Genomic DNA, 20736 nt, shown 5'->3' on the forward strand with positions numbered 1-20736 from the left:
TAGATATAATCGTCTTTTGTAATCCAATTTTTTAAGCGAAATCCTTTCGCGAATATGACCCTTTGTTTAAAAACCTCTAATTAAGCTTAAAATCATACCTTATGCGTATTGTTGCGGAATCGTTGTCCTGTAATTAATTCCATTGCATTTTACATTAAATATTGGTATAACAAGCTCTACGTAATAAATAAATAGACTCGAAGCTTTTGGTGTTTTCACCGCATCGAGTATTATGATAGTTTTTGTCGATTCACGATCCCACAAGGGGACAATACCCAGAAAAATTTACTTATAAATTTTATGAGTGTGAACGATAAACGAATATAGGAGGGGTGGCTGAGTGGTCGAAAGCAGCCGCCTGCTAAGCGGCTGATTGGGTAACACCGATCCCAGGGTTCGAATCCCTGCCCCTCCGTACTGATACTGTAAAAGTCTTGTGTGTAACAACAAGAGTTTTACGTAGTAGAAGTGTCCCCCCCGCTTCATGATTTTGGAGGCGGAGCCCGAGAAAATCTGGGGGGGATTATATTGAATGCGACCTAAGAAATCGCATAGCGATTTAGATGTTTTAAGCAGAAGATAGACTTAAGGTTTTCAATATTTTCACCGCGTCGGTGGAAAATCCCACTGACCGCGGTGTAGGTTTCTTCAAAGTTTAGAAGTCCGAAGATCAGAGATTTTATAGTGTTTATACGATCAACGATCAACGAATATGCGGAGGTGCTCTATGGTGAAAAGTAATGGGTACATACCTTCTTACGGTAGCTTACTAGAGTTAAACACCAGTCGTGTGATTTTGGATGCTATTGATCCAGACACCTTGACCGATATTGTAAATAATTATCTTGATTTACTTGATACTTCGGCAGCTGTTTATGAACCAAACGGGGACTATGCTTTAGGTATGTTTTCTTCTGGTTGGTGTCAGTGCCTTGACCAAGCATCACGTAACTTATGCGGCACAGATGACAATAAAAAAGCATTAGATTCAGGAAAATGGCTTTGCCATGAGTCTTGCTGGGTGGATGCATCTAAAGTATCTATACAAAGAGAAGAACCCGTTGATATTGAATGTCGTGGGGGAATCAGATTATATGCGGTACCGATTAAAGCGGGAAAAGAAGTTGTAGGTGCTATTAATTTTGGGTATGGCACTCCCCCTCAAGACAAGAAAAAAATAAGGGAAATCGCAGAAAAATATGGTGCTGATCCAAAAGAACTGATCAAACTGGCAAGGGCGTATAAGGTTCGTACACCATTTGCGATTGAAGCTGCAAAAAAACAGCTCCATACAACGGCAAAATTGATTGGTGAGATTATAGAGCGAAAAAAGATTGAATGTGAACTAAAAGACAAAATGCGTGAGTTAGAGATTTTTAATAAAATGGCTGTTGGCAGGGAGCTCAGGATGGCCGAGATAAAAGAAGAAAATGAGCAGCTTAAGAAGAAAATAGAGAATAGTAACTAGTAGCATTCAACTAAAAACTCAAAAAGGAGGGTGTACTATGACGGAAGAGAAGAAAGAAGGCGTAAAAACAGTATTAGGTGTTGGAGAGAATATTGAAGGGTTATTATGTTATTTTTTGACTTTTGTATCCGCAGTATTTTTCTTATTAGTTGAAAAAGAGAATAAGTTTGTCAGATTTCATGCTATGCAGTCGTTGGTTACTTTTGTAGGCATATCAATATTAGTGGCTATTACAACAATAATTCCGATTTTAATACCAATTGCTCTTATTATAATGGTGGTCTCAACAATTCTCTGGCTTGTATTAATGTTCGCAGCGTTTTCCGGTAAGAAGTTTAAACTTCCATTTATTGGCGAGTACTGCGAAAAACAAATCGAAAAGTAAGTTTACCACATTATGCGCCCATAGCTCAGTGGATTAGAGCATCTGCCTACGAAGCAGAGGGTCGGAGGTTCAAGTCCTCTTGGGCGCATATTTACATTGGTGCCGTATGATTGATCTAGAATCAGATGAATATTTTATGCGGGAGGCGCTTAAAGAGGCTGACCGTGCATTTGAAAAAGGCGAGGTTCCGGTAGGGGCAGTAGTTGTACTGGAAAAAAAGATCATAGCCAGAGCGCACAATCAAGTCGAACTCCTCAAAGATGCTACTGCACATGCAGAGATCCTTGCACTTACTCAAGCGGCAAATACTATAGACAATTGGCGTCTTATAAATACTACGTTATATGTTACAAAAGAACCCTGCTTTATGTGTGCGGGAGCATTAGTAAACGCGCGTGTTAAAAGATTGGTGTTTGGTGCGAGAGACCCAAAATCAGGTGGGGCGGGATCAGCTCTTAATATTGTGCAAGATGTAAGACAAAACCATATGATCGAAGTGGAGGGTGGTGTTCTCGAAGAGCCATCAAAATTATTATTGCAAGAATTTTTTAGGATACAGAGGTCTAAGAGTAATAATTAGTTTGGAAAGGTGTTACGTCTTTTCACCGCCCCGATATATCGGGGCGGTGGAGGACAATCGTTGTAGGAAGATTTTCATGGATACGGTGTCTGTAATGTTTTTGCTATGAACCATGAACTATGAACGAATTACGGAAAGGTGCCAGAGCGTAGTGATACCGGAAAAGACGAGTTCTAAAAGAAACGAGTATTTTTCAGGGTAGAACTATCCCCCCTGTATTATGATTTTGGAGGCGAAGCCCGAGAAAATCTAGGGGGGAGTTGAATTGCTTTGTGCGGAGTAAAAATTGTTTATAATAAGGAAAGGTGCCAGAGCGGTTGAATGGGGCGGTCTCGAAAACCGTTGACCTGAAAAGGTCCCAGGGTTCGAATCCCTGCCTTTCCGCCAAAATGAAAGGCAGTTCTTTTGAACTGACATTTGTTTTGGTGGAAGGTATGGTGAGAACTTTGATTGTAAAAAGGGTTCGTTCCGACCAGATTGGTAGCCCGATTATTTAGAGGATAGATTTGCGAAGCAAATCTTTATCCCTGCCTTTCCGCCAGATGCTAATAATTCACACCGCCCCGATTAATCGGGGCGGTGGGGAGTGAGGAGAATATAATGATTAACACAGCAAAAAAAAGATATAGGTTCAGAATTGTTGTTCCGGCTTATCCGGCATTCAATATTTATTCCCGCATTGCTCGGGAGACGACTGCGCTTGGACCGGTATGCGTTGCCAGTTCTGCACGTGAAATGGAAAAGTGGGATGTTGAGGTTATTGATGAAAATAATCTCCGCAGATATGGGCCGAAGAAAGATTCAGGTCACGCAGATCACGAGTTTTTGGAACAGATTAGACCGGTGGACGTTGTTGGATTGTATGGCGGTTTAACAAGTACGATTCCAAGGCTATATGAAATAGCTCGTTTCTATAAAGATAAAGGGATAATCACTATTGCCGGTGGACAGCATTTCGTTGATGAGAATATATCCGAAGCGTTACACTCCTGCATTGATTATGTTGTTATTGGTGAAGCGGAAGAGACGATTAAAGAGCTTCTGCTTGTGATCGAAGGGAAGCGCGATCCAAAAGAGGTAAAGGGGATAGCCTATTTAGATAATGGAGAGGTTGTCCTTACTCCTGAAAGGCAGCCTCAGACAGATTTTGACAAATTACCTTTACCTGATTTTTCTTTAGTACGGTACGCGAAAATTACGTTGTATCCCGTTGAAAGGATACGAGGCTGCGGTATGGATTGCGAGTTTTGCACTGTTAAAGGCAAACCACGCTATGCTTCTCCTGAACGATTGCTTGAGTGCATTAGTTTTCTTCTTGAAACTAAGGACGCGAGACAGTTTTTTATTGTTGATGACCTTTTTGGGCAGCAGAGACAAGAGGCGATACGGTTTTGCCACATGCTGAGAGATTATCAGAAGCGTACAGGGAGAAAATTGGATGCCACGGTGCAGATACGTTTGGATAAAGCTCATGATACTGAGCTCCTTGCAGCAATGCGTGAGGCAGGTATCAGCTTGGTATGCATTGGTTTTGAGTCACCGATCGCAGAAGAATTGCATGCAATGAATAAAAATATAAACCCGAAAGATATGATATCTCTTACAAAAATATTTCATACATTTGGTTTTTTGGTACACGGGATGTTTATTTTTGGATATCCAATGCAGGAAGGCGTTGATTTTAAGATGTCGGCACAGGAACGGGTAAAACATTATAAAAATTTTATTAGAAAGGCAAAACTTGATACGATACAGATACTGATAGCTGGACCTCTTCCCGGGACAGATTTGACGCGTAGGCTCAAGAAACAAAACAGGGTCTACTCTGTTAAAGATGTAGGGTGGGAATATTATGACGGGAATTTTCCTCTCTTTGAGCCGGATGCACCGCTCAGCGCTGAAGAGATACATGCATCTGTCAAACAGATCATGAGTGGATTTTATCGGTTTCAATACTTGTTTGGTGTTGTTGTGAATATATTTTCATTCCCCTATTTGATACTGTTTTTGCATGACATTAAATCGGGATGGAGGAAATGGTATCGCTCATGGCGTAACGCGTTGATTCGTTTTGGCGGCTGGGTTATTATGAAGCGGTGGACAACAGCATTTAAAAAGGACGGGTTTTCACAAAAAATACTCAAGGCAAAAGATAATTTAAAGAGATCATAAAACGGCATTCAGAAAGTCGGGTTAAATACAGATGGAACATAAGATTATACCAGTTACAAATAAAGAAAATATTCCTGAGGAATATCGTGATAATCCTATAGGGTTATTGTTTGAATATCATAACTTAAATCGTCAGTATGATACATATTTACAGGCGCAGCTCTTGATAGGCATGTGTATGGATAGTCGCAAACATCTTCATATCCCTCCCAACTTTGCATATATTATACGTTCCGGAGGAGCAAACTTACGCTATAGTGAGTTTAAAGTCGCGTACGCGATTGCTGTAGGAAAGGTGAGTCATATCGCATTGATCGGTCATAATAATTGCGCAATGGTTAATTTAGCGTCTAAAAAAGAAGAGTTTATTAACGGTTTAGTTGATAGGGCCGGGTGGAGTAGGGGAGCGGCTGAGGAGTGTTTTATGAACCATGCTCCGAAGTTTGAAATAGGCAATGAAATAGAATTTATTGTCAGTGAAACAAATAGGTTGAGAAAGAAATATCCTAAGATCATGGTTGCTTCCCTGTATTACAAAGTTGAAGACAATAAGTTGTACTTCATTAGCGAAAGCTGAAAAATAAGGATTTTTCGTGAAACCCTCACAAGAAATACTGTCTGAGCAATGCGAAAAATGCGGTGCAAGCGAAATGGAAATGGTTGTACGCAAAAAATGGGCGCCACGTATTGGATACCTTCTTATATATTTAGTAATAGCAATAATCTTCTTTAGTCTTTACGGTACGTTCTCTTCTCGATACAGTTCTGATAACGTGATGCTTTTTTTTGTTGGCCTAACACCGCTTGTTGTCGCACCACTTATTATTGAGTTAAGACACAAAAAGATCGTTATGGGGCAGAAATGTTCACAGTGTAATTATTTTCAAAGCGATAAAAGCATTAATACATAAGGGAGGGTATATGGAATCATCACTGTTTCTCGCAAAGATTCTTGGTCCGTACTTAGTTATCGTAACGGCCGGAATCTTGTTTAATCTCAAGACATATCAGAGAATAATCGATGGGTTTCAGCAAAATGCGGCGTTAACATACATCGGCGGCATGCTCGCACTTATTTCGGGGCTTCTCATTGTGGTTTTTCACAACGTGTGGGCCATGAACTGGACGCTCATTATCACCCTTATCGGTTGGAGCGCTCTTATCAAAGGGATATTCCTTATTATGTTTCCAACCCTAATGCTCAAAGCAGCGGATTATCAACGTAATATGAGAGTCGTGATGGCAATATCGCTTATAATATTTTTTGGGCTTGGTGTAATATTGTGCGTTAATGGATATGCTTCTTAAGAGACCCTCCGGGTCTTTTAAACTGATATTATCAGAAATACCTATATGATAAATATGCGCTATGCAATACTCAGAATGAAGCAGATAATAAAAGAACTTGGGATTCCTGGCTCTTTTATGTATGCATTGCAATATATAGTATCTCGTATGCTCAATACAATCGAAGAAATAAAGAGTTCCGTGATTGGTCATGCCCTGTCAGATGGTCTCATATCATATATAGAATATAGAATATTAAAAAAACAGTATCCTTCTTATTATAAAGGAAGATGGCGATATATCAAATATGTGCTGGGCATTATCAGTGAAGTTAATCCCGAGAGTGTTTTAGAGCTTGGCCCGCATCATATACCTTTAGTGAAAGGGTCGGACACGATGAATATCGATGATTGTCACATAAAGCCAACCTTTATGCATGATGCGCGAATAACACCGTGGCCGGTAGAAGATAACGCCTATGACATGTTTATTGCGCTTCAGGTATGGGAGCATCTCGGGGATAAGCAAGCCGAAGCCTTTCAAGAAGTAATGCGCATAGCGAGATCTGCCATACTAAGTTTTCCGTATAAACGCTGCTGTCCCAGGAATTGCCATCATAATGTTGATGAAAAAATCATTTCAAAATGGACATGTCACAAAAAACCTGAGAAAATTATCAATACAGGCTTGGAAATAATCTATTTTTTTACATTTTAAATTAGTGAAAGGCAGAGTATGAAAGCAAAACATAAAAATACTTTTATTGGCAGGTTGCCACATAATGAGGATCTTCTTGGTGCGCTTACAGATGTGTGCAAAAAAAAGAATATACAGTTAGGGACGATTTCTGTTATCGGGGCAGTGAGCAATGTCGTCCTAGGGTATTACGATCAGGATAAGAGAACCTACGGTGAGTCCGTGCGCCTGACTGAAAAAATGGAAATCGTATCCTGCAGCGGGAACATATCACTTAAAGATGATGAAATATTTGTGCATGCGCATGTTTCTGTCGCTGACAGCCGCGGGATATGTTATGGCGGGCACCTTATGAACGGCACGATAGTATTTGCCGCTGAATACCATATAACAGAATTAGACGGAAAATTACTAATACGAAAACCTGATAATCAAACAGGATTGAACCTTTGGAGTGAATAATGGGCGAATTCTTATTTATTATTCTTGTTGTTTTGGTTGTTGCGCGCATTGCAGGGAGTATTGCCCGCAAGCTCGGACAGCTTCCGATACTCGGTGAGCTTATAGCAGGCGTTGTTTTAGGTGTTATAACGCTCTATGGCCCCTTCAGTCATTATGCAGAGATCGAGCTTTCAAAAGAATTCAAAATACTCGCTGATCTGGGCATTTTCTTTTTAATGCTCATGGCGGGCATGGAGATAGAAATAAAGGAACTGGTAAAAGCTTCAAAGGCGGGTTTGTTGGTTGCTTTCGGCGGTGTTGTCCTGCCGATAGTGCTCGGCGTATCGCTTGGTATGGCAGTTTTGCCCGCATCACACCTTAAGCTTGTGCAGTGTTTGTTTTTGGGCGTCGTCTTGTCGATAACTGCTATACCGGCTTTAAGCAGAGTCTTGATCGAGCTTGACCTGCTGAAAACGCGTATGGGGCACACGCTCATAAGCGCCGCCATTATTGATGACATTATCGGCCTGTTGCTGCTTTCCATAGTCATGGGATTAATGAAAGACGGCGCGGTCCTTTCACTCGGTGTGTTTGGCCTGCTTTTGGCGAAGATCACCGTCTTTTTTATTGCGGCATTCTTGTATGGCCGTTTTATCATGCCGCTTTGCGTAAAGCATCTGTCCCGTTTAAAGATCGTTGAGGTAGAATTCAGTTTTGTTCTTGTGAGCGCGTTTGCCATGGGGCTTCTGGCAGAATACGCGCACATGCACTTTATTATAGGTGCTTTAGTTACCGGTATGTTAGTGAACAAGGAAGTATTCAGTGAAGGGATTGTAGAAAGCGTCAAACAGAAATTGTCTGCTGTAACCCTTGGATTTTTCGCGCCACTCTTTTTTGTGTTTGTCGGGCTGCATGTCGATATAGGGGCGATCGGCAAAGCGCCATTATTTGCGATCGCATTATTATTTTTTGCGATCATTGGAAAGGTTGTCGGCGCGGGTGTTCCCGCGCGAATGCTGGGTTTTTCATGGCGTGAAAGTATCTCTATGGGGTTTGGTATGAACGGACGTGGCGCGGTAGAGCTCGTTGTAGCCGCTGTCGCGCTTGAAATGGGTCTCTTTACTCAGCAGGGACCGGTCACACCGCTTCTAGGATCGGTATTTTCGAGCATTATCATTATGACCATTATCACCACGCTTTTGGTGCCCTTCGGGATGAAATTATTCTTACCACCTGCAGAAAAATAAAGGGGTATACCTTTTATTTAGTTCGGAGTTGGGAGTCTGGAGTTCGGAGAATAAAGCGAAAATCGTTAGTTCGGAGTAATTAAAGGAGCGAAGCTCCCTTTTTTATTTCACGTTTCAGAATCTTTCCTGTTGATGTGCGCGGTAAGTCTTGTTCGATATTAATTTTGTGAGGGATCTTGTATGTGGCAAGCTTGTCCTTACAGAATCGTTTGAGTTCCGGAGCTGTTGCTCTTTTGCCTTCTTTCAATGTTACATATGCGACAGGGAGTTCACCTCTATGAGGATCTTTCATGCCTATAATTGCAGCGTCTTGTATCGCGGGATGTCTGTAAAGGACCTGTTCTATTTCACGGGGATAAATATTCAATCCGTGTGAAAGGATCATATCTTTTTTTCTATCAAGGATATAAATGTATCCATCTTCATCAACTTTACCGATATCACCGGTATGGAGCCATCCATCAACCAATGTTTGTGCTGTCGCTTCAGGATTATTATAATATTCTCTCATGACATTAGGACCCATAACGCAAATTTCCCCTGATTCACCAATAGGTACTTCATTATTGCTATCATCAACGATTTTTACCTTAACACTTGTTAGTGGTGGCCCGACAGAACTGACTTTGCGCTGGCCATGCAAAGGATTTACTGACACAACCGGAGATGATTCTGACAAGCCGTATCCTTCCATAAGTGGCAGGCCGGTATTTTCCTCGAATTTAGTTAACACTTCTTCTGATAATGGTGCAGACCCCGATATGCAAAATCGTATAGCAATAAGCTTTTTAACTATCCAGGGAAGTTTCTTTTCTCCGAGCAGATGATATATTTGTGGTATACCCACAAAAGCGGTTATTCGTTTAAAGAGTATAGTCTTAAGAACTTTATCAAATGGTTTCACTGATTTTAATATAACGATAGATGCTCCCATAGATAACGGTAATAGCAAGCATACGGTCATAGTAAACGAGTGAAACATAGGTAAAAACACTATGAATCGGTCACGTTTTGTAAGGTGTAAGATTTTGTTACAGTCAGCAATATTTGATGTGAGATTGTTATGTGTAAGGACAGCGGCTTTTGGGTTCCCTGTTGTTCCTGAAGTATATATCAGTACCGCAACATCGTCAGGTATAATAAATTCAGAGTGATAATGACCTGTTGCGAGAATATATTCTAAGGGAAAATAGTTTTCTTTATGTTCTGTACCGGTATGAATAATAGTAATCGGGGTATCAATATCTTTTACGGCTGTTTTAACACGTTCTATAAGATCGTCTGTTGTTATGATGACCTTTGCACCGGAATCTTCAATAATAAATTTTATTTCTTCAGGAGCTAAAAACGTGTTTACCGGGACAACCCATGCACCGGTCTTTAAAATGCCAAAAAATGTGGGAATGAAGTCCGGCCCATTTGTCATGAGGAGGCATACACGATCATCTTTCTTTATTTCACAGGTTTCTTGCAATCCTCCAGCAATTTTTTCTGAAAGAATCTTTAAATCAGCGTAAGTGACCTTATTTTTTTCATAAAAATAGGCCGGGTGATTGCTGTAATTTGATACGCTACGCTCCAGAAGTTCTATAAGTGTCATATATGTTTTTCCTCGCAAACACATATTAGCATAAAACGTATTTCCGTGACAAAATTAATTATTTTACTTTTCAGTCGATTTAATAGAAAATAGTATTAGTTCGGAGTCGGGAGTTTGGAGTTCGGAGGAAAAGATTTGCAGGGCGAAGCCCCGCGCTTCATATCTCTTGTTAGCTCACCCATTACAATAGTAGGTATGTATGAATGATAATGAACTATGCAATAAAAATTGTACCGCATGTCGTTTAGGGACACCACCTCTTGCAGAAGACGACATAAATGAATACATGAGCAAGATTTCATCTGATTGGAAACTTGTTGATACCTCACATATTGTAAGAGTGTTTACATTAAAGAATTTTACTGAGGCAATGACTTTTGTAAACAAAATTGCCGAGTGTGCTGAATCTGAAGGGCATCATCCTGATATAACAATCTCGTGGAATAAGGTGACGCTTATTTTAACGACACATGCAAGTAAAGGTCTTACAGAAAATGATTTTATTATGGCGTACAAAATAGATGATATAGCCAAATAAGGTGTGTATATATGCATAAGAGAATGAAGACGTTACAAGGGATATCAGCGGCTACCGGTATAGCGCTCGGAGTAACATGCGTATATACCGAAAAGGTTGATGAGGAGATACCGCATTACCTTATAAAAAAGAGCGATGTTGATGCCGAGATAAAGCGTTTTGATGACGCTATGAAAAAGGCGCGAAGTGTCTTGAACGATATACTTGAGGGATCAAATATCCTTTTTGATAGTAAAAATGCTGACGGCATTGTGCGAGCGTATCAAATGATGCTTGAAGACGTCAATATCTATAAAAAAGCAGTGAGTTTAGTACGGACAAAATTGGTAAATGCTGAGCATGCCGTGTCCGATGCTTATGGAGAATATATTGATAAGCTCAGAGAAAAAAAGATGCATTTTGCTGAGATTGCTCAGGATATTATAGATGTCAGGAATCGTATCCTCACATCGTTTGTTGGTGAAAAAGGTGAATTTGCATGTTCTGTAGGAAAAAAACAGCCGGTTGTTGTTGTTTCTAAACAGCTTACGCCAACAATGGTGATGGAAATACCCCGAGAGAATGTTCTGGCATTTGTCACTGAAGAAGGAGGGCTCACAACCCATGCGAGTATTCTTGCAAGAAGTTTTGGTGTGCCGATAGTGTTTAATGTGCCGGTAGAAGAGGCGATTAAGTGTGGGGACAATGTTATTGTTGATGGTTTGATCGGTAAAGTGATCGTAAACCCTGATACAGCGACAAAAAAATACTATAAAAACAAGCTTGAGAAGACGTCAAAAGTAAAAACTATTTGTGCTCTGCATAAAGATGAGCCGCCTACAACGAAACATGGCCAGCGGGTACTCTTAAAAATCAATATTACCACACCCGAAGAGATCATGCTGGTGAAGGATATTAATTATGATGGTGTAGGACTCCTGCGCACAGAGTTTTTATTTGCGAAAAGCACCGAAGCCCCGTCCGAAGACGAACAGTTCTCTCTCTTTAAGTATGTATTAGAGCGCTCTCAAGGAAAGCCGATAACAGTGCGCTTACTTGATATCGGTGGAGATAAGTTGCCGCCATATTTGCATTTGCCGCCACAGGATAATCCTGAACTGGGTGTGCGAGGTTCGCGAGCACTTGATTTCTTTTATGATATCTATGTCGCGCAGATGAAAGCTATCCTGCGTAGTTCATTGTATGGTGATATACGGATCTTGTACCCGATGGTTTCAGATATAAATGATCTCAACTCATTTAAAAAGGTGCTTGATAAAGCAAAGAGCATATTAAAGAAGGAAAAGAAACCGTTCAAAGATGACATTAAAGAAGGTGTTATGATAGAAACACCGTCTGCTGCTCTAATGGCAGATAGACTACTGGCAGATTCTGATTTTGCGAACATTGGGTCAAATGATCTTCTGCAGTATACGCTTGCAGCGTCACGAGGAAATGTATTTGTTGAAAGCAGGTATCATGTGATGCATCCTGCACTCATTCAATTAATCGAACATATTGTTAAAGCGGGTGAAAAGCAAAAAAAAGAAATTTGTATATGCGGTGAGATAGCGTGTTTTGAAGATTTTTATCCTGTCCTCTTAAGTGCTGGGCTAACCAGTTTTAGTGTTGCTGTATCAAAATACGAAGATATTAAATGTCATTTGCTTGGATTATCAAAACCGCGTACAACTTTGTTAAAAGATTTTTACGCGCAAGACACAAAAGAAGAGATCGATACGTTTTTTGCCAAACAGGAATAGATAATGCCTTTAGACAATGTCGTATTTGCATTTGTATTAACTTTATGTGCAGGGCTGGCAACAGGTATTGGCGGCGCGATTGCGTTTCTTGCAAAAAGGACCAATACTAAACTGCTTTCATTTGCACTAGGTTTGTCTGCAGGCGTAATGATCTATGTTTCTTTTGTCGAGATACTCTTTAAAGCAAAAGAAGCTCTTGTTCTGCAGTTAGGCAATGCATATGGCGGATGGGCCACCATTGGGTCATTTTTTGGAGGGATAGCATTTATCGGGATTATCGATATGCTTGTTCCTGCATTCGAAAATCCGCATGAACTGCGCAGGGTTGAAGAAGTTGACGATAGTCAGCAAATGGAGAAACAAAGAAAACTGTATCGCATGGGAATATTTTCTGCGATAGCAATAGCGATACATAATTTTCCTGAAGGGTTAGCAACATTCGCTGCGGCTTTAAAGGATCCGCAAATCGGTTTTCCTATAGCGATAGCAATAGCGATACATAATATTCCTGAGGGAATAGCAATAGCAATACCGATATATTATGCTGTTGGAAGTAAGAAAAAAGCGTTTTTTTATTCTTTCTTGTCAGGACTTGCAGAGCCGTTAGGTGCGCTGATCGGTTTTGGGTTTTTTCTTATGTTTTTTACCGATATAATGTTTGGTATAGTGTTTGCTGCAGTTGCGGGGATAATGGTATATATTTCGCTTGATGAGCTCTTGCCGGCCGCACGAGAATATGGAAAAGGACATCTTGCAATAGGTGGGTTGATTTGCGGCATGCTTATTATGGCGATAAGTCTCGTGTTGTTTCAATAGAATAAACAAAGGAGTGAAGCGCATATGAAGAAAAAAGATCTATTAAAGAAACAAATCAAACATATTGATATCACATCGTTTGACGCGACAAAAATCACTGATGCTATGGGACATATGTCTTTTACATCACGTGAAACTGCCCGCGCAACCGATCTCTTAAAAAAAATGGTTGGCGATAAGAAGGCGACAGTGTTTTTGGTCCTTGCGGGAAGCACCAGTGCCGGCGGATGCATGAAAGTGTATGCCGATATGGTGAAATACAACATGGTTGACGCGATCGTTGCCACCGGTGCATCGATTGTTGACATGGACTTTTTTGAAGCGCTTGGTTTTAAGCATTATAGCGCGCCTGAACAGATAGATGACAATTTGTTGCGTAAACTATACATTGATAGAATATATGATACCTATATCGATGAAGAACAGTTGCAGGTATGTGATCTTGTTACAAAAAAGATCGCAGATAATTTGGATCCGCGACCATATTCGTCACGTGAATTCATTAAAGAAATGGGTAAGTATTGCGTGAAACATGCCAAGAAAAAAGATTCGCTGGTTGAGACTGCGTACAAACATAATGTGCCGATCTTTTGCCCTGCGTTTACTGATTCGAGTGCTGGATTTGGTTTGGTTGCACATCAATGGGAAAACGCTGACAGGCATATGTCGATTGATTCAGTGAAAGATTTTCGTGAACTCACCATGATCAAGATGGAAGCAGGGGTGTCGGGTCTTTTTATGATAGGTGGTGGTGTGCCAAAGAATTTTGTGCAGGACACTGTTGTGTGTGCGGAAGTTCTCGGTAAAGAAGTGCCTATGCATAAGTATGCAGTACAGATCACGGTTGCGGACGTAAGAGATGGAGCGTGTTCGAGTTCGACTTTAAAAGAAGCCGCGTCATGGGGCAAAGTCGATACGGTATACGAACAAATGGTGTATGCCGAAGCATCGTCTGTTGTTCCTCTTATTGTGAGCAGTGCCTATCACAGTAATGTCTGGAAAAAGAGAAAGAGAAGAAACTGGTCTAAACTGTTTGATTAATAGTTGAACAATAAAAATAATAGAAAGACGTTATGTATGAACGAGACGAGTCGTGACGAAAAATATATGGCACTGGCAATAGAGATAGCACTTGCTGGAATAGAAAAAGGGCAGTCTCCGTTTGGGGCTTGTATTGTTAAAGGTGATACGGTTATTAGTTGTGAACATAATGTGGTCTGGGATCAAACCGATATTACCGCACATGCTGAGATCCACGCTATACAAGTAGCATGCAAAGAACTGAATTCTGTTACCCTAGATGGATGCACAATATATTCTACCTGTGAGCCTTGTCCTATGTGTTTTAGTGCGATACACTGGGCACGTATATCAAAAATTGTTTTTGGAGCAAGTATCGCTGATGCAAAAGAATTTGGTTTTAACGAGCTTGAAATCGAAAACACAGAAATGAAAAAAATTGGTAACTCGGGTGTAGAAATTGTGAGTGGTGTATTAAGAGAAAAAAACATTACAGTATTTCAAAAATGGCACTCTGAGGAAAATCGTAAAGTGTATTAAAGTGAAAGGAGTAACGGATGCAATTATCACGTTATGAAAAGTTTGTTTATACCGGATGTCCCTGGTTTTTTGGTTTTATTTTAACTGTAAGCGGTATTGTTGTTCAACAAATGAGAGATGATGTGTTGCCGGGCCTTATCATGACGTCAGCCGGGTTGTTATGCTTTTGTTTTTATTGCCTTATCAGCATGCTTATAAAAGTACATTCTAACGACGAATAATTTAAAAGAATACAGAGATAATACACAATGGATATGCCGGGAATAGGTATAGTCTTTGATATTGAAGCGCTTGGCGGTGGATACTACGGATATCAGGCGTGGCGAATATTCATGAAACATATCGATCAAAAAAAGATCACCAATACCATTATCAAAGAAGGCGATACAAACAATACCTTGCATGGGCGTGAAAATGATTTTTGTATTGCGATATATGGACCGCTCCTAGACTGTGATTATATTTATGAAGCATTTGCTGCGTTAACTGATCAGGGGCTTGCACCAACATATAAACGATTTATTGTCCAACCGCAACTATCTCAGGAACCGTTACCAATCAGAGGAACAATTGATCTAGACGGATATTTTATTGCCGATGAATGGTTGCGAATAGATCATGACCTCTGTAAAGAAGCAGGATGGAAATATAGACCAGAAAAAGCACCCCCGGATCTCCCAAAAAATTTACAGGACGAGCTCGATGTTATGAGCGCATAAAAAGCAATTGATAGATACGGCGAAATGATGTATAAGTACTGTAAAGATAAGGCTATATATGGATAATAAAAGAAATGTAACTGTCGGTCTTGTGCAGATGTCGTGCAAAGATAATACGGCATCTAATTTAGATAAAGCTAAGAAACTTATTGTAGCAGCAGCTGAAAAAGGCGCACAGATAATTTGTCTACAAGAACTGTTCCAATCGATATACTTTTGTCAGACAGAAGATATCGCAAACTTTGATTGTGCTATAGCGGTAGATGAAAAAAGTCCCATGGTGCAGGAATTGGGCGATATTGCATCACGATACAATGTAGTGATTGTTTCAAGTGTATTTGAAAAGAGGGCAGAAGGGGTTTATCACAACACAGCGTTTGTTGTTGATGCAGACGGAAAATATCTTGGTAAATATCGTAAAATGCATATTCCTGATGATCCGCATTATTATGAAAAATTTTATTTTGCTCCGGGTGATTTGGGCTACAAAGTATTTAAGACAAAGTATGCCGATATAGGTGTATTGATATGCTGGGATCAATGGTATCCGGAAGCTGCACGGTTAACAGCGCTTAATGGCGCTGAAATTATCTTTTACCCTACAGCAATAGGGTGGCTTCCATGTGATAAGAAAGAGTATGGATTTCAGCAGCATAATGCGTGGGAAACAATACAAAGGTCTCATGCGATCGCAAACGGATGCTATGTAGCCGCAACGAACAGAGTAGGTTTTGAAAAAAGTCCTGACGGTAAAGAAGGAATAGAGTTTTGGGGGCAGAGTTTTGTAGCGGGAACATCAGGCGAGATACTCGAAAAAGCGTCATGTGACAAAGAAGAAATTGTTACCGCGACACTTGATCTTACCAATGTTAAGACAACGCGTGTCATGTGGCCATTTTTACGTGACCGAAGAATAGATAGCTATAGCGATATAGTGAAGCGATTCATAGAAAAGAAAGGTAAGTAGGCCAGTGCATGAGCAATAATAGCAAACATCCCGTACAGCTTGGATATACAATGCCAGCAGAGTGGGAACCACATTATGGTACGTGGCTTTCATATCCGCATGCACCGGAAACATTTTTTGATAAACTTGATAGTGTGAGAAACACCTATTGTGAAATGATAAAGATCATTGCTGAAGGTGAGCAGGTACACGTTAACGTTAATGACGAAGAGATGAAAAAAGATCTTGAGAAAAGGCTTGCTGACAATAAGGTAACGAAAAATGTGCATATACATCTTTTTCCTACTGATGATGCATGGTGTCGTGATCACGGAGCAATATTTGTAAAGAATGTAGAACGAGGAGAACTTGCCGCAACAGTATGGAAATTTAATTCATGGGGCGAGAAATATCCATATAAAAAAGATGCAAAGATAGCGAAAAAGATGGCTGATACATTCAAACTGAAATCATTTGATAGTAAACTGGTTTTTGAAGGTGGATCAATAGATGTTAATGGAAACGGAGTTTTGCTTACAACTGAATCGTGCCTGCTTAATCCGAACAGAAACATGGATTTGAGCCGAGAAGATATTGAAAAAGTCCTGCAAAATTATTTCGGTGTGAAAAAAGTCTTATGGCTCGGTGAAGGTATTGAAGGTGATGATACGGACGGTCACATAGATGATATATCACGGTTTGTGAATGAGAACACCATTGTAACGGTCATAGAAAAAGATGAAAACGATATAAATTTCGAACCCCTCAAAGATAATCTCGAGAGATTAATCACCTACACTGATTGTGAGGGAAAACCATTTAGTATTGTTACCTTGCCAATGCCTGATTCCATTATTGCCGACGGAAAACAAATGCCGGCAAGCTACGCAAACTTTTATATCGCGAATGCCGCGGTAATAGTACCGATGTTTGATTGTAAACATGATAAAACAGTACTTGAAATATTAAGAAGATATTTTCCTGATAGAAAAGTTGTGGGGTTACCTGCATCAGATGTTGTTTTAGGTTTTGGAGCGTTTCACTGCTTAACACAGCAAATACCAAAATAGAGTGGTATCTATTATTGTTTGTTAGAAATGGTAGTGATCACTAACTATGAAAATGGAGGAGAGATGAAAATCAAGTTATCAATACTTATGCTTATCGCATTTGTTTTCTCAGTATGCAGTCAATGTTATGCGGATAAAAATGTCTATATTGAATATATCCTTGATGCATCGAACAGCATGAATGAAACACTCCCTGACGGGCAGAAAAAAATAGACGCGGCAAAAACGATAATGAGTAATCTTATCGATAATATTTATTCCGAGACAAAAGATACCAATGTCGGATTAAGAATATATGGTGCGAACTTTGACGGAAAGCAGGAGAAAAAAGCAGCATGTCTTGATTCTGTTCTGGTGGTGCCTATTAGTCCGATTGACGCAAATCTATTAAAACAAAAAATCGCTTCAACAAACGCGGCAGGATATACCCCGATAGCTCATTCACTTGAACTTGCGGCACAGGATTTTAAAAAAGGTAAGAGTGATAAAAATAGTATGGTTCTGGTCAGTGACGGTATTGAAACATGTGGCGGTGATCCTATCGCGGTCGCAAAGAAACTTATTGCTCAAGGTTTTAATGTAAAGATCTATACGATCGGATTTGTTGTCGATGAAAAAGCTAAGGCCCAGCTTAAAGGGATAGCCGCGGCTACAGGCGGTAAATATTTTGACGCAAAAGATGCTGATCAACTAAAAAAATCATTGGAAGAAATCAAGAATCGTTCTTTTGAGGGGTATGAAGCGTCAGGTAAAGATGTAACACCAACATTATGGATAGCAAACGCCCCTGAAATTGAAAAAGGTGATTATAAGGGCACTTTAGCAATGCAAGAAGCGAAGTTTTATAAAGCAAAAGTCTATAAGGATCAGACTATTAAAACATCTATGATCGTTAAGAAAACACCGTATGGCGCGTCGAACAATGTTATTCATCAGACATTTGCCGTGAAATTATTTGATAATGATCTTAATGAAGTCGCGTTTGAAAGCAAGGATGTTGAAGGTAATCCGGACGACGTTGTTACCTTTAAAGCGACCTGGAAAGCAGATAAGGACGGGTGGGTGTATATAGCGTGCGCGGCATCAAAGAACCATGATTGGAAAGGTGCACCGATAAAATTATATCCGGAAGATAGTGTACCGGCACCTTCTCAGTATACGTTGAAACTTAAAGTAAAGGGTAAAGCTCCTGAAAAACCAAACCCTGTAGCTTTTAAAAAGTATCCAGAAGCGGAAGATAAGGGCGGCGTGAACTTTGAGAGCGCATCAGAAATAAAGGTAAATGATTTTGTTATGGGGGACATATATCTTACAGAATCACGATATTATAAGATACCGGTTTCCGAAGGTATTGAAAAGCTTATGATAAGTGCAGTAGTAAAAAAACCATGGTACCAGGCAAATAATGATGTGATCAATATGACATATAGTCTCAAGATATTTGATGAAGATTGGGTTGAAATGAAAGCGGATGCAGCTATCATAGCATGGAACCCCTCAGAACCGTCTTCCATAGTATTGAGTGTTGACGTAGAAGATAACGACGAGATTTATTTCTCGCTTAACTCAAGTGATAATCATGGTTCTCGCGGTGCAAGCGATAAGGTAGGTGTATATCCAAAAGATTTCCAGGGTAAACCAGAAAATTATTCAGTGTTAGTTCAATAAAAAAAGCAAAGGAGGCAGTATGAAAACATTATTTGGTCTTTTAGTATTGGTTCTTGATATAGTTGCAATCGTAGATTGTATAAAAGGCTCTCTACCCAAAGGGAAGAAGATCCTTTGGATCATCTTAATCATACTTCTTCCTGTTGTTGGTATGATTCTTTACTTTTTGCTTGGAAAACAGAAATAATAAATAATATCGAAGAGTAAGAAAAAATATCGAAGATATGGAGAGGTCGCATAGTCTGGCTTAGTGCGCTGTGATCTGAAAGCTTTACTGAGAATAACACGGGGAAACTATCTTTTTTGGTAGCTATAATTAAGTATCCTGTCCCCTTAATTATTAAGTGACATTTATGAAGATAACAATATTAATCGACAACAATACATTAATAGATAGGTACCTTCTTGGAGAACCAGGGGTATCGTATTTAATTCAAGACGGAAATAGACAAGTATTATTTGATGTTGGTTACTCTAACGCCTTTATTATCAATGCTAAAAAGCTGAATTTAAATTTACTGCAAAGCGATTATCTTGTTCTTTCTCATGGACATTTAGATCATACGTGGGGGCTTGATCCACTTTTAAAAATGTATACTGAAGCAAAAATTGAATCAGTACCCTTTACGAATCCAACCTTAATAGCTCATCCAAATGTATTCGAAACAAAGACTGTAGATGGTTTAAATGAAATCGGCTGTACAATTTCTAAATGCAAGCTTGATCAACACTTTGAGATGAATTTAACAAAGGAACCTTTTTGGTTGTCGGATAAATTAGTTTTTCTTGGTGAAATAGAAAGATCAAACAATTTTGAAAACAAAGTACCTATTGGAAAAGTTCATTCCAAGGATGGAATAAAAGATGATTTTCTATTAGATGATACAGCATTGGCCTATAAGGGGAGTGAAGGATTGATAGTTATTACGGGTTGTTCTCATTCTGGGATTTGTAATATTGTAGAATATGCCAAAAAGGTTTGTGATGAGAATAGTGTTGTTGACGTTATTGGTGGATTTCATTTAATGCAGCCTTCTCAAGAACAATTGAAATGTACCGTCGATTATTTTCAAAAGTTAAAATCGAAAGAGCTGCATCCTTGTCATTGTGTAGACTTAAATTCAAAAATCGCTTTGTCAAAGGTGGCAAATTTAAAAGAAGTTGGCGTTGGGCTGTCTATTGAATATAGTTAATATGTTATCAAGGGCACAAATATTTATTATTGGAGAGGTCGCATAGCCTGGCTTAGTGCGCACGCTTGGAAAGCGTGTGATCAGAAATGATCCGGGGGTTCGAATCCCCCCCTCTCCGCCACTGAGACTGTAAAAGTCACAAGCGAAGCAATGTGAATTGAATGAGTGCTTAAAAAATAACAAAGGAGGTTTATTATGTCAGTAGAAAATGCCAGAGCATATATTCAAAAATTTAAGTCAGACCGAGAGTTCTGCAATCAGTTGAATGAAGCAAAAACAAAAGAAGAACGCTTGAAAATTGCTAAAGAAGCAGGATTAGAGTTTACAGAGGAGGAATACAAAACTGTTACCTCCGAACTCCCCAATTGGACTATTGACAAATGGTTGGAAGCAAGACGAGCTTATGATAAGTTTGAGACAAGTTGGCTGGCTCGCGAATTTAGTCCTTGGTGGGTTAAGTAAGGGCTCTGAAATACAATAAAAAATAGAGACTGTCCCTATTTAATTCCGGAAATCGTACAGCGATTTTTAGATTGGAAGTAGTCTTTTCACCGACCCGATATGTCGGGGTGGGTGGGGGTGATAACCGTGTTCCACCGCGTAGGAGT

General features: G+C 39.7%; 24 protein-coding genes and 4 tRNA genes. 27 read left to right on the forward strand and 1 reads right to left on the reverse strand.

The features are described from left to right. Window positions 1-326: 326 nt before the first annotated feature. From P9M13_03400 to P9M13_03460, 13 genes are all read left to right on the forward strand, one after another. A tRNA-Ser gene (locus tag P9M13_03400) sits at window positions 327-415 on the forward strand. A gap of 312 nt (window positions 416-727) precedes the next feature. Beyond that, window positions 728-1468, forward strand: coding sequence for a PocR ligand-binding domain-containing protein (locus tag P9M13_03405; GenBank protein ID MDP8262333.1), 741 nt, complete (start codon window positions 728-730; stop codon window positions 1466-1468). A gap of 37 nt (window positions 1469-1505) precedes the next feature. Next, window positions 1506-1853 carry a hypothetical protein gene (locus P9M13_03410; GenBank protein ID MDP8262334.1) on the forward strand — a complete coding sequence of 116 codons (348 nt, stop codon included), beginning with the start codon at window positions 1506-1508 and terminating at the stop codon, window positions 1851-1853. A gap of 14 nt (window positions 1854-1867) precedes the next feature. Continuing rightward, window positions 1868-1941 (forward strand) — tRNA-Arg (locus tag P9M13_03415). Between the two features lie 18 nt (window positions 1942-1959). Next, window positions 1960-2433 (forward strand): tRNA adenosine(34) deaminase TadA, encoded by a 474-nt coding sequence (gene tadA / locus P9M13_03420; protein MDP8262335.1) that lies wholly within the window; start codon window positions 1960-1962, stop codon window positions 2431-2433. 299 nt (window positions 2434-2732) lie between these two features. Then, window positions 2733-2820 (forward strand) — tRNA-Ser (locus tag P9M13_03425). 213 nt (window positions 2821-3033) lie between these two features. Further along, window positions 3034-4605, forward strand: coding sequence for a radical SAM protein (locus P9M13_03430; protein ID MDP8262336.1), 1572 nt, complete (start codon window positions 3034-3036; stop codon window positions 4603-4605). 31 nt (window positions 4606-4636) lie between these two features. After that, the gene (locus P9M13_03435) at window positions 4637-5182 is read left to right on the forward strand and encodes a carbonic anhydrase (protein ID MDP8262337.1); all 546 of its coding nucleotides are present in this window, start codon (window positions 4637-4639) and stop codon (window positions 5180-5182) included. Between the two features lie 16 nt (window positions 5183-5198). Continuing rightward, the gene (locus P9M13_03440) at window positions 5199-5516 is read left to right on the forward strand and encodes a hypothetical protein (protein MDP8262338.1); all 318 of its coding nucleotides are present in this window, start codon (window positions 5199-5201) and stop codon (window positions 5514-5516) included. A gap of 10 nt (window positions 5517-5526) precedes the next feature. After that, window positions 5527-5913: a hypothetical protein gene (locus P9M13_03445; protein ID MDP8262339.1), complete on the forward strand. Its 387-nt coding sequence runs from the start codon at window positions 5527-5529 to the stop codon at window positions 5911-5913. 54 nt (window positions 5914-5967) lie between these two features. Next, a complete protein-coding gene (locus P9M13_03450; protein MDP8262340.1) occupies window positions 5968-6609 on the forward strand; it encodes a hypothetical protein in 642 nt (213 codons plus the stop codon). Window positions 6610-6627: 18 nt separating this feature from the next. Then, window positions 6628-7050 carry a DNA-binding protein gene (locus P9M13_03455; GenBank protein MDP8262341.1) on the forward strand — a complete coding sequence of 141 codons (423 nt, stop codon included), beginning with the start codon at window positions 6628-6630 and terminating at the stop codon, window positions 7048-7050. Continuing rightward, entirely contained in the window at window positions 7050-8276 is a 1227-nt protein-coding gene (locus P9M13_03460) for a cation:proton antiporter (GenBank protein MDP8262342.1), read from the forward strand. The genes P9M13_03455 and P9M13_03460 overlap by 1 nt, the downstream gene beginning before the upstream one ends. 79 nt (window positions 8277-8355) lie before the next feature. Here P9M13_03460 and P9M13_03465 read toward each other — a convergent pair whose 3' ends face one another. Next, a complete protein-coding gene (locus P9M13_03465; GenBank protein MDP8262343.1) occupies window positions 8356-9876 on the reverse strand; it encodes a long-chain fatty acid--CoA ligase in 1521 nt (506 codons plus the stop codon). A gap of 199 nt (window positions 9877-10075) precedes the next feature. Here P9M13_03465 and P9M13_03470 point away from each other — a divergent pair, with 199 nt between their 5' ends. From P9M13_03470 to P9M13_03535, 14 genes are all read left to right on the forward strand, one after another. After that, window positions 10076-10414, forward strand: a complete 339-nt coding sequence (locus P9M13_03470) for a 4a-hydroxytetrahydrobiopterin dehydratase (GenBank protein MDP8262344.1) — start codon at window positions 10076-10078, stop codon at window positions 10412-10414. An 11-nt stretch (window positions 10415-10425) separates the two neighbouring features. Continuing rightward, a complete protein-coding gene (ptsP, locus tag P9M13_03475; protein MDP8262345.1) occupies window positions 10426-12156 on the forward strand; it encodes a phosphoenolpyruvate--protein phosphotransferase in 1731 nt (576 codons plus the stop codon). A 3-nt stretch (window positions 12157-12159) separates the two neighbouring features. Then, window positions 12160-12972, forward strand: a complete 813-nt coding sequence (gene zupT / locus P9M13_03480; GenBank protein ID MDP8262346.1) for a zinc transporter ZupT — start codon at window positions 12160-12162, stop codon at window positions 12970-12972. A 24-nt stretch (window positions 12973-12996) separates the two neighbouring features. Beyond that, window positions 12997-14013 (forward strand): deoxyhypusine synthase, encoded by a 1017-nt coding sequence (locus P9M13_03485; GenBank protein MDP8262347.1) that lies wholly within the window; start codon window positions 12997-12999, stop codon window positions 14011-14013. 36 nt (window positions 14014-14049) lie between these two features. Next, window positions 14050-14532: a nucleoside deaminase gene (locus tag P9M13_03490; GenBank protein MDP8262348.1), complete on the forward strand. Its 483-nt coding sequence runs from the start codon at window positions 14050-14052 to the stop codon at window positions 14530-14532. Window positions 14533-14549: 17 nt separating this feature from the next. Then, window positions 14550-14753 (forward strand): hypothetical protein, encoded by a 204-nt coding sequence (locus tag P9M13_03495; GenBank protein ID MDP8262349.1) that lies wholly within the window; start codon window positions 14550-14552, stop codon window positions 14751-14753. A gap of 27 nt (window positions 14754-14780) precedes the next feature. Further along, window positions 14781-15251, forward strand: a complete 471-nt coding sequence (locus tag P9M13_03500; protein MDP8262350.1) for a hypothetical protein — start codon at window positions 14781-14783, stop codon at window positions 15249-15251. A 58-nt stretch (window positions 15252-15309) separates the two neighbouring features. Next, on the forward strand, window positions 15310-16218 hold the full coding sequence (locus tag P9M13_03505; protein MDP8262351.1) for a carbon-nitrogen hydrolase: 909 nt from the start codon (window positions 15310-15312) through the stop codon (window positions 16216-16218). An 8-nt stretch (window positions 16219-16226) separates the two neighbouring features. After that, window positions 16227-17267 carry an agmatine deiminase family protein gene (locus tag P9M13_03510; protein MDP8262352.1) on the forward strand — a complete coding sequence of 347 codons (1041 nt, stop codon included), beginning with the start codon at window positions 16227-16229 and terminating at the stop codon, window positions 17265-17267. Window positions 17268-17330: 63 nt separating this feature from the next. Continuing rightward, window positions 17331-18935 carry a VWA domain-containing protein gene (locus P9M13_03515; GenBank protein MDP8262353.1) on the forward strand — a complete coding sequence of 535 codons (1605 nt, stop codon included), beginning with the start codon at window positions 17331-17333 and terminating at the stop codon, window positions 18933-18935. Window positions 18936-18954: 19 nt separating this feature from the next. Next, window positions 18955-19122 (forward strand): PLDc N-terminal domain-containing protein, encoded by a 168-nt coding sequence (locus tag P9M13_03520; GenBank protein MDP8262354.1) that lies wholly within the window; start codon window positions 18955-18957, stop codon window positions 19120-19122. A 166-nt stretch (window positions 19123-19288) separates the two neighbouring features. Further along, a complete protein-coding gene (locus tag P9M13_03525; protein MDP8262355.1) occupies window positions 19289-20128 on the forward strand; it encodes an MBL fold metallo-hydrolase in 840 nt (279 codons plus the stop codon). 31 nt (window positions 20129-20159) lie between these two features. Beyond that, window positions 20160-20249, forward strand: a tRNA-Ser gene (locus P9M13_03530). 74 nt (window positions 20250-20323) lie between these two features. Continuing rightward, window positions 20324-20590: a Nif11-like leader peptide family natural product precursor gene (locus P9M13_03535; GenBank protein ID MDP8262356.1), complete on the forward strand. Its 267-nt coding sequence runs from the start codon at window positions 20324-20326 to the stop codon at window positions 20588-20590. Window positions 20591-20736 lie beyond the last annotated feature (146 nt).

Source organism: Candidatus Ancaeobacter aquaticus, from assembly GCA_030765405.1.
GTDB classification, from domain to species: domain Bacteria; phylum Auribacterota; class Ancaeobacteria; order Ancaeobacterales; family Ancaeobacteraceae; genus Ancaeobacter; species Ancaeobacter aquaticus.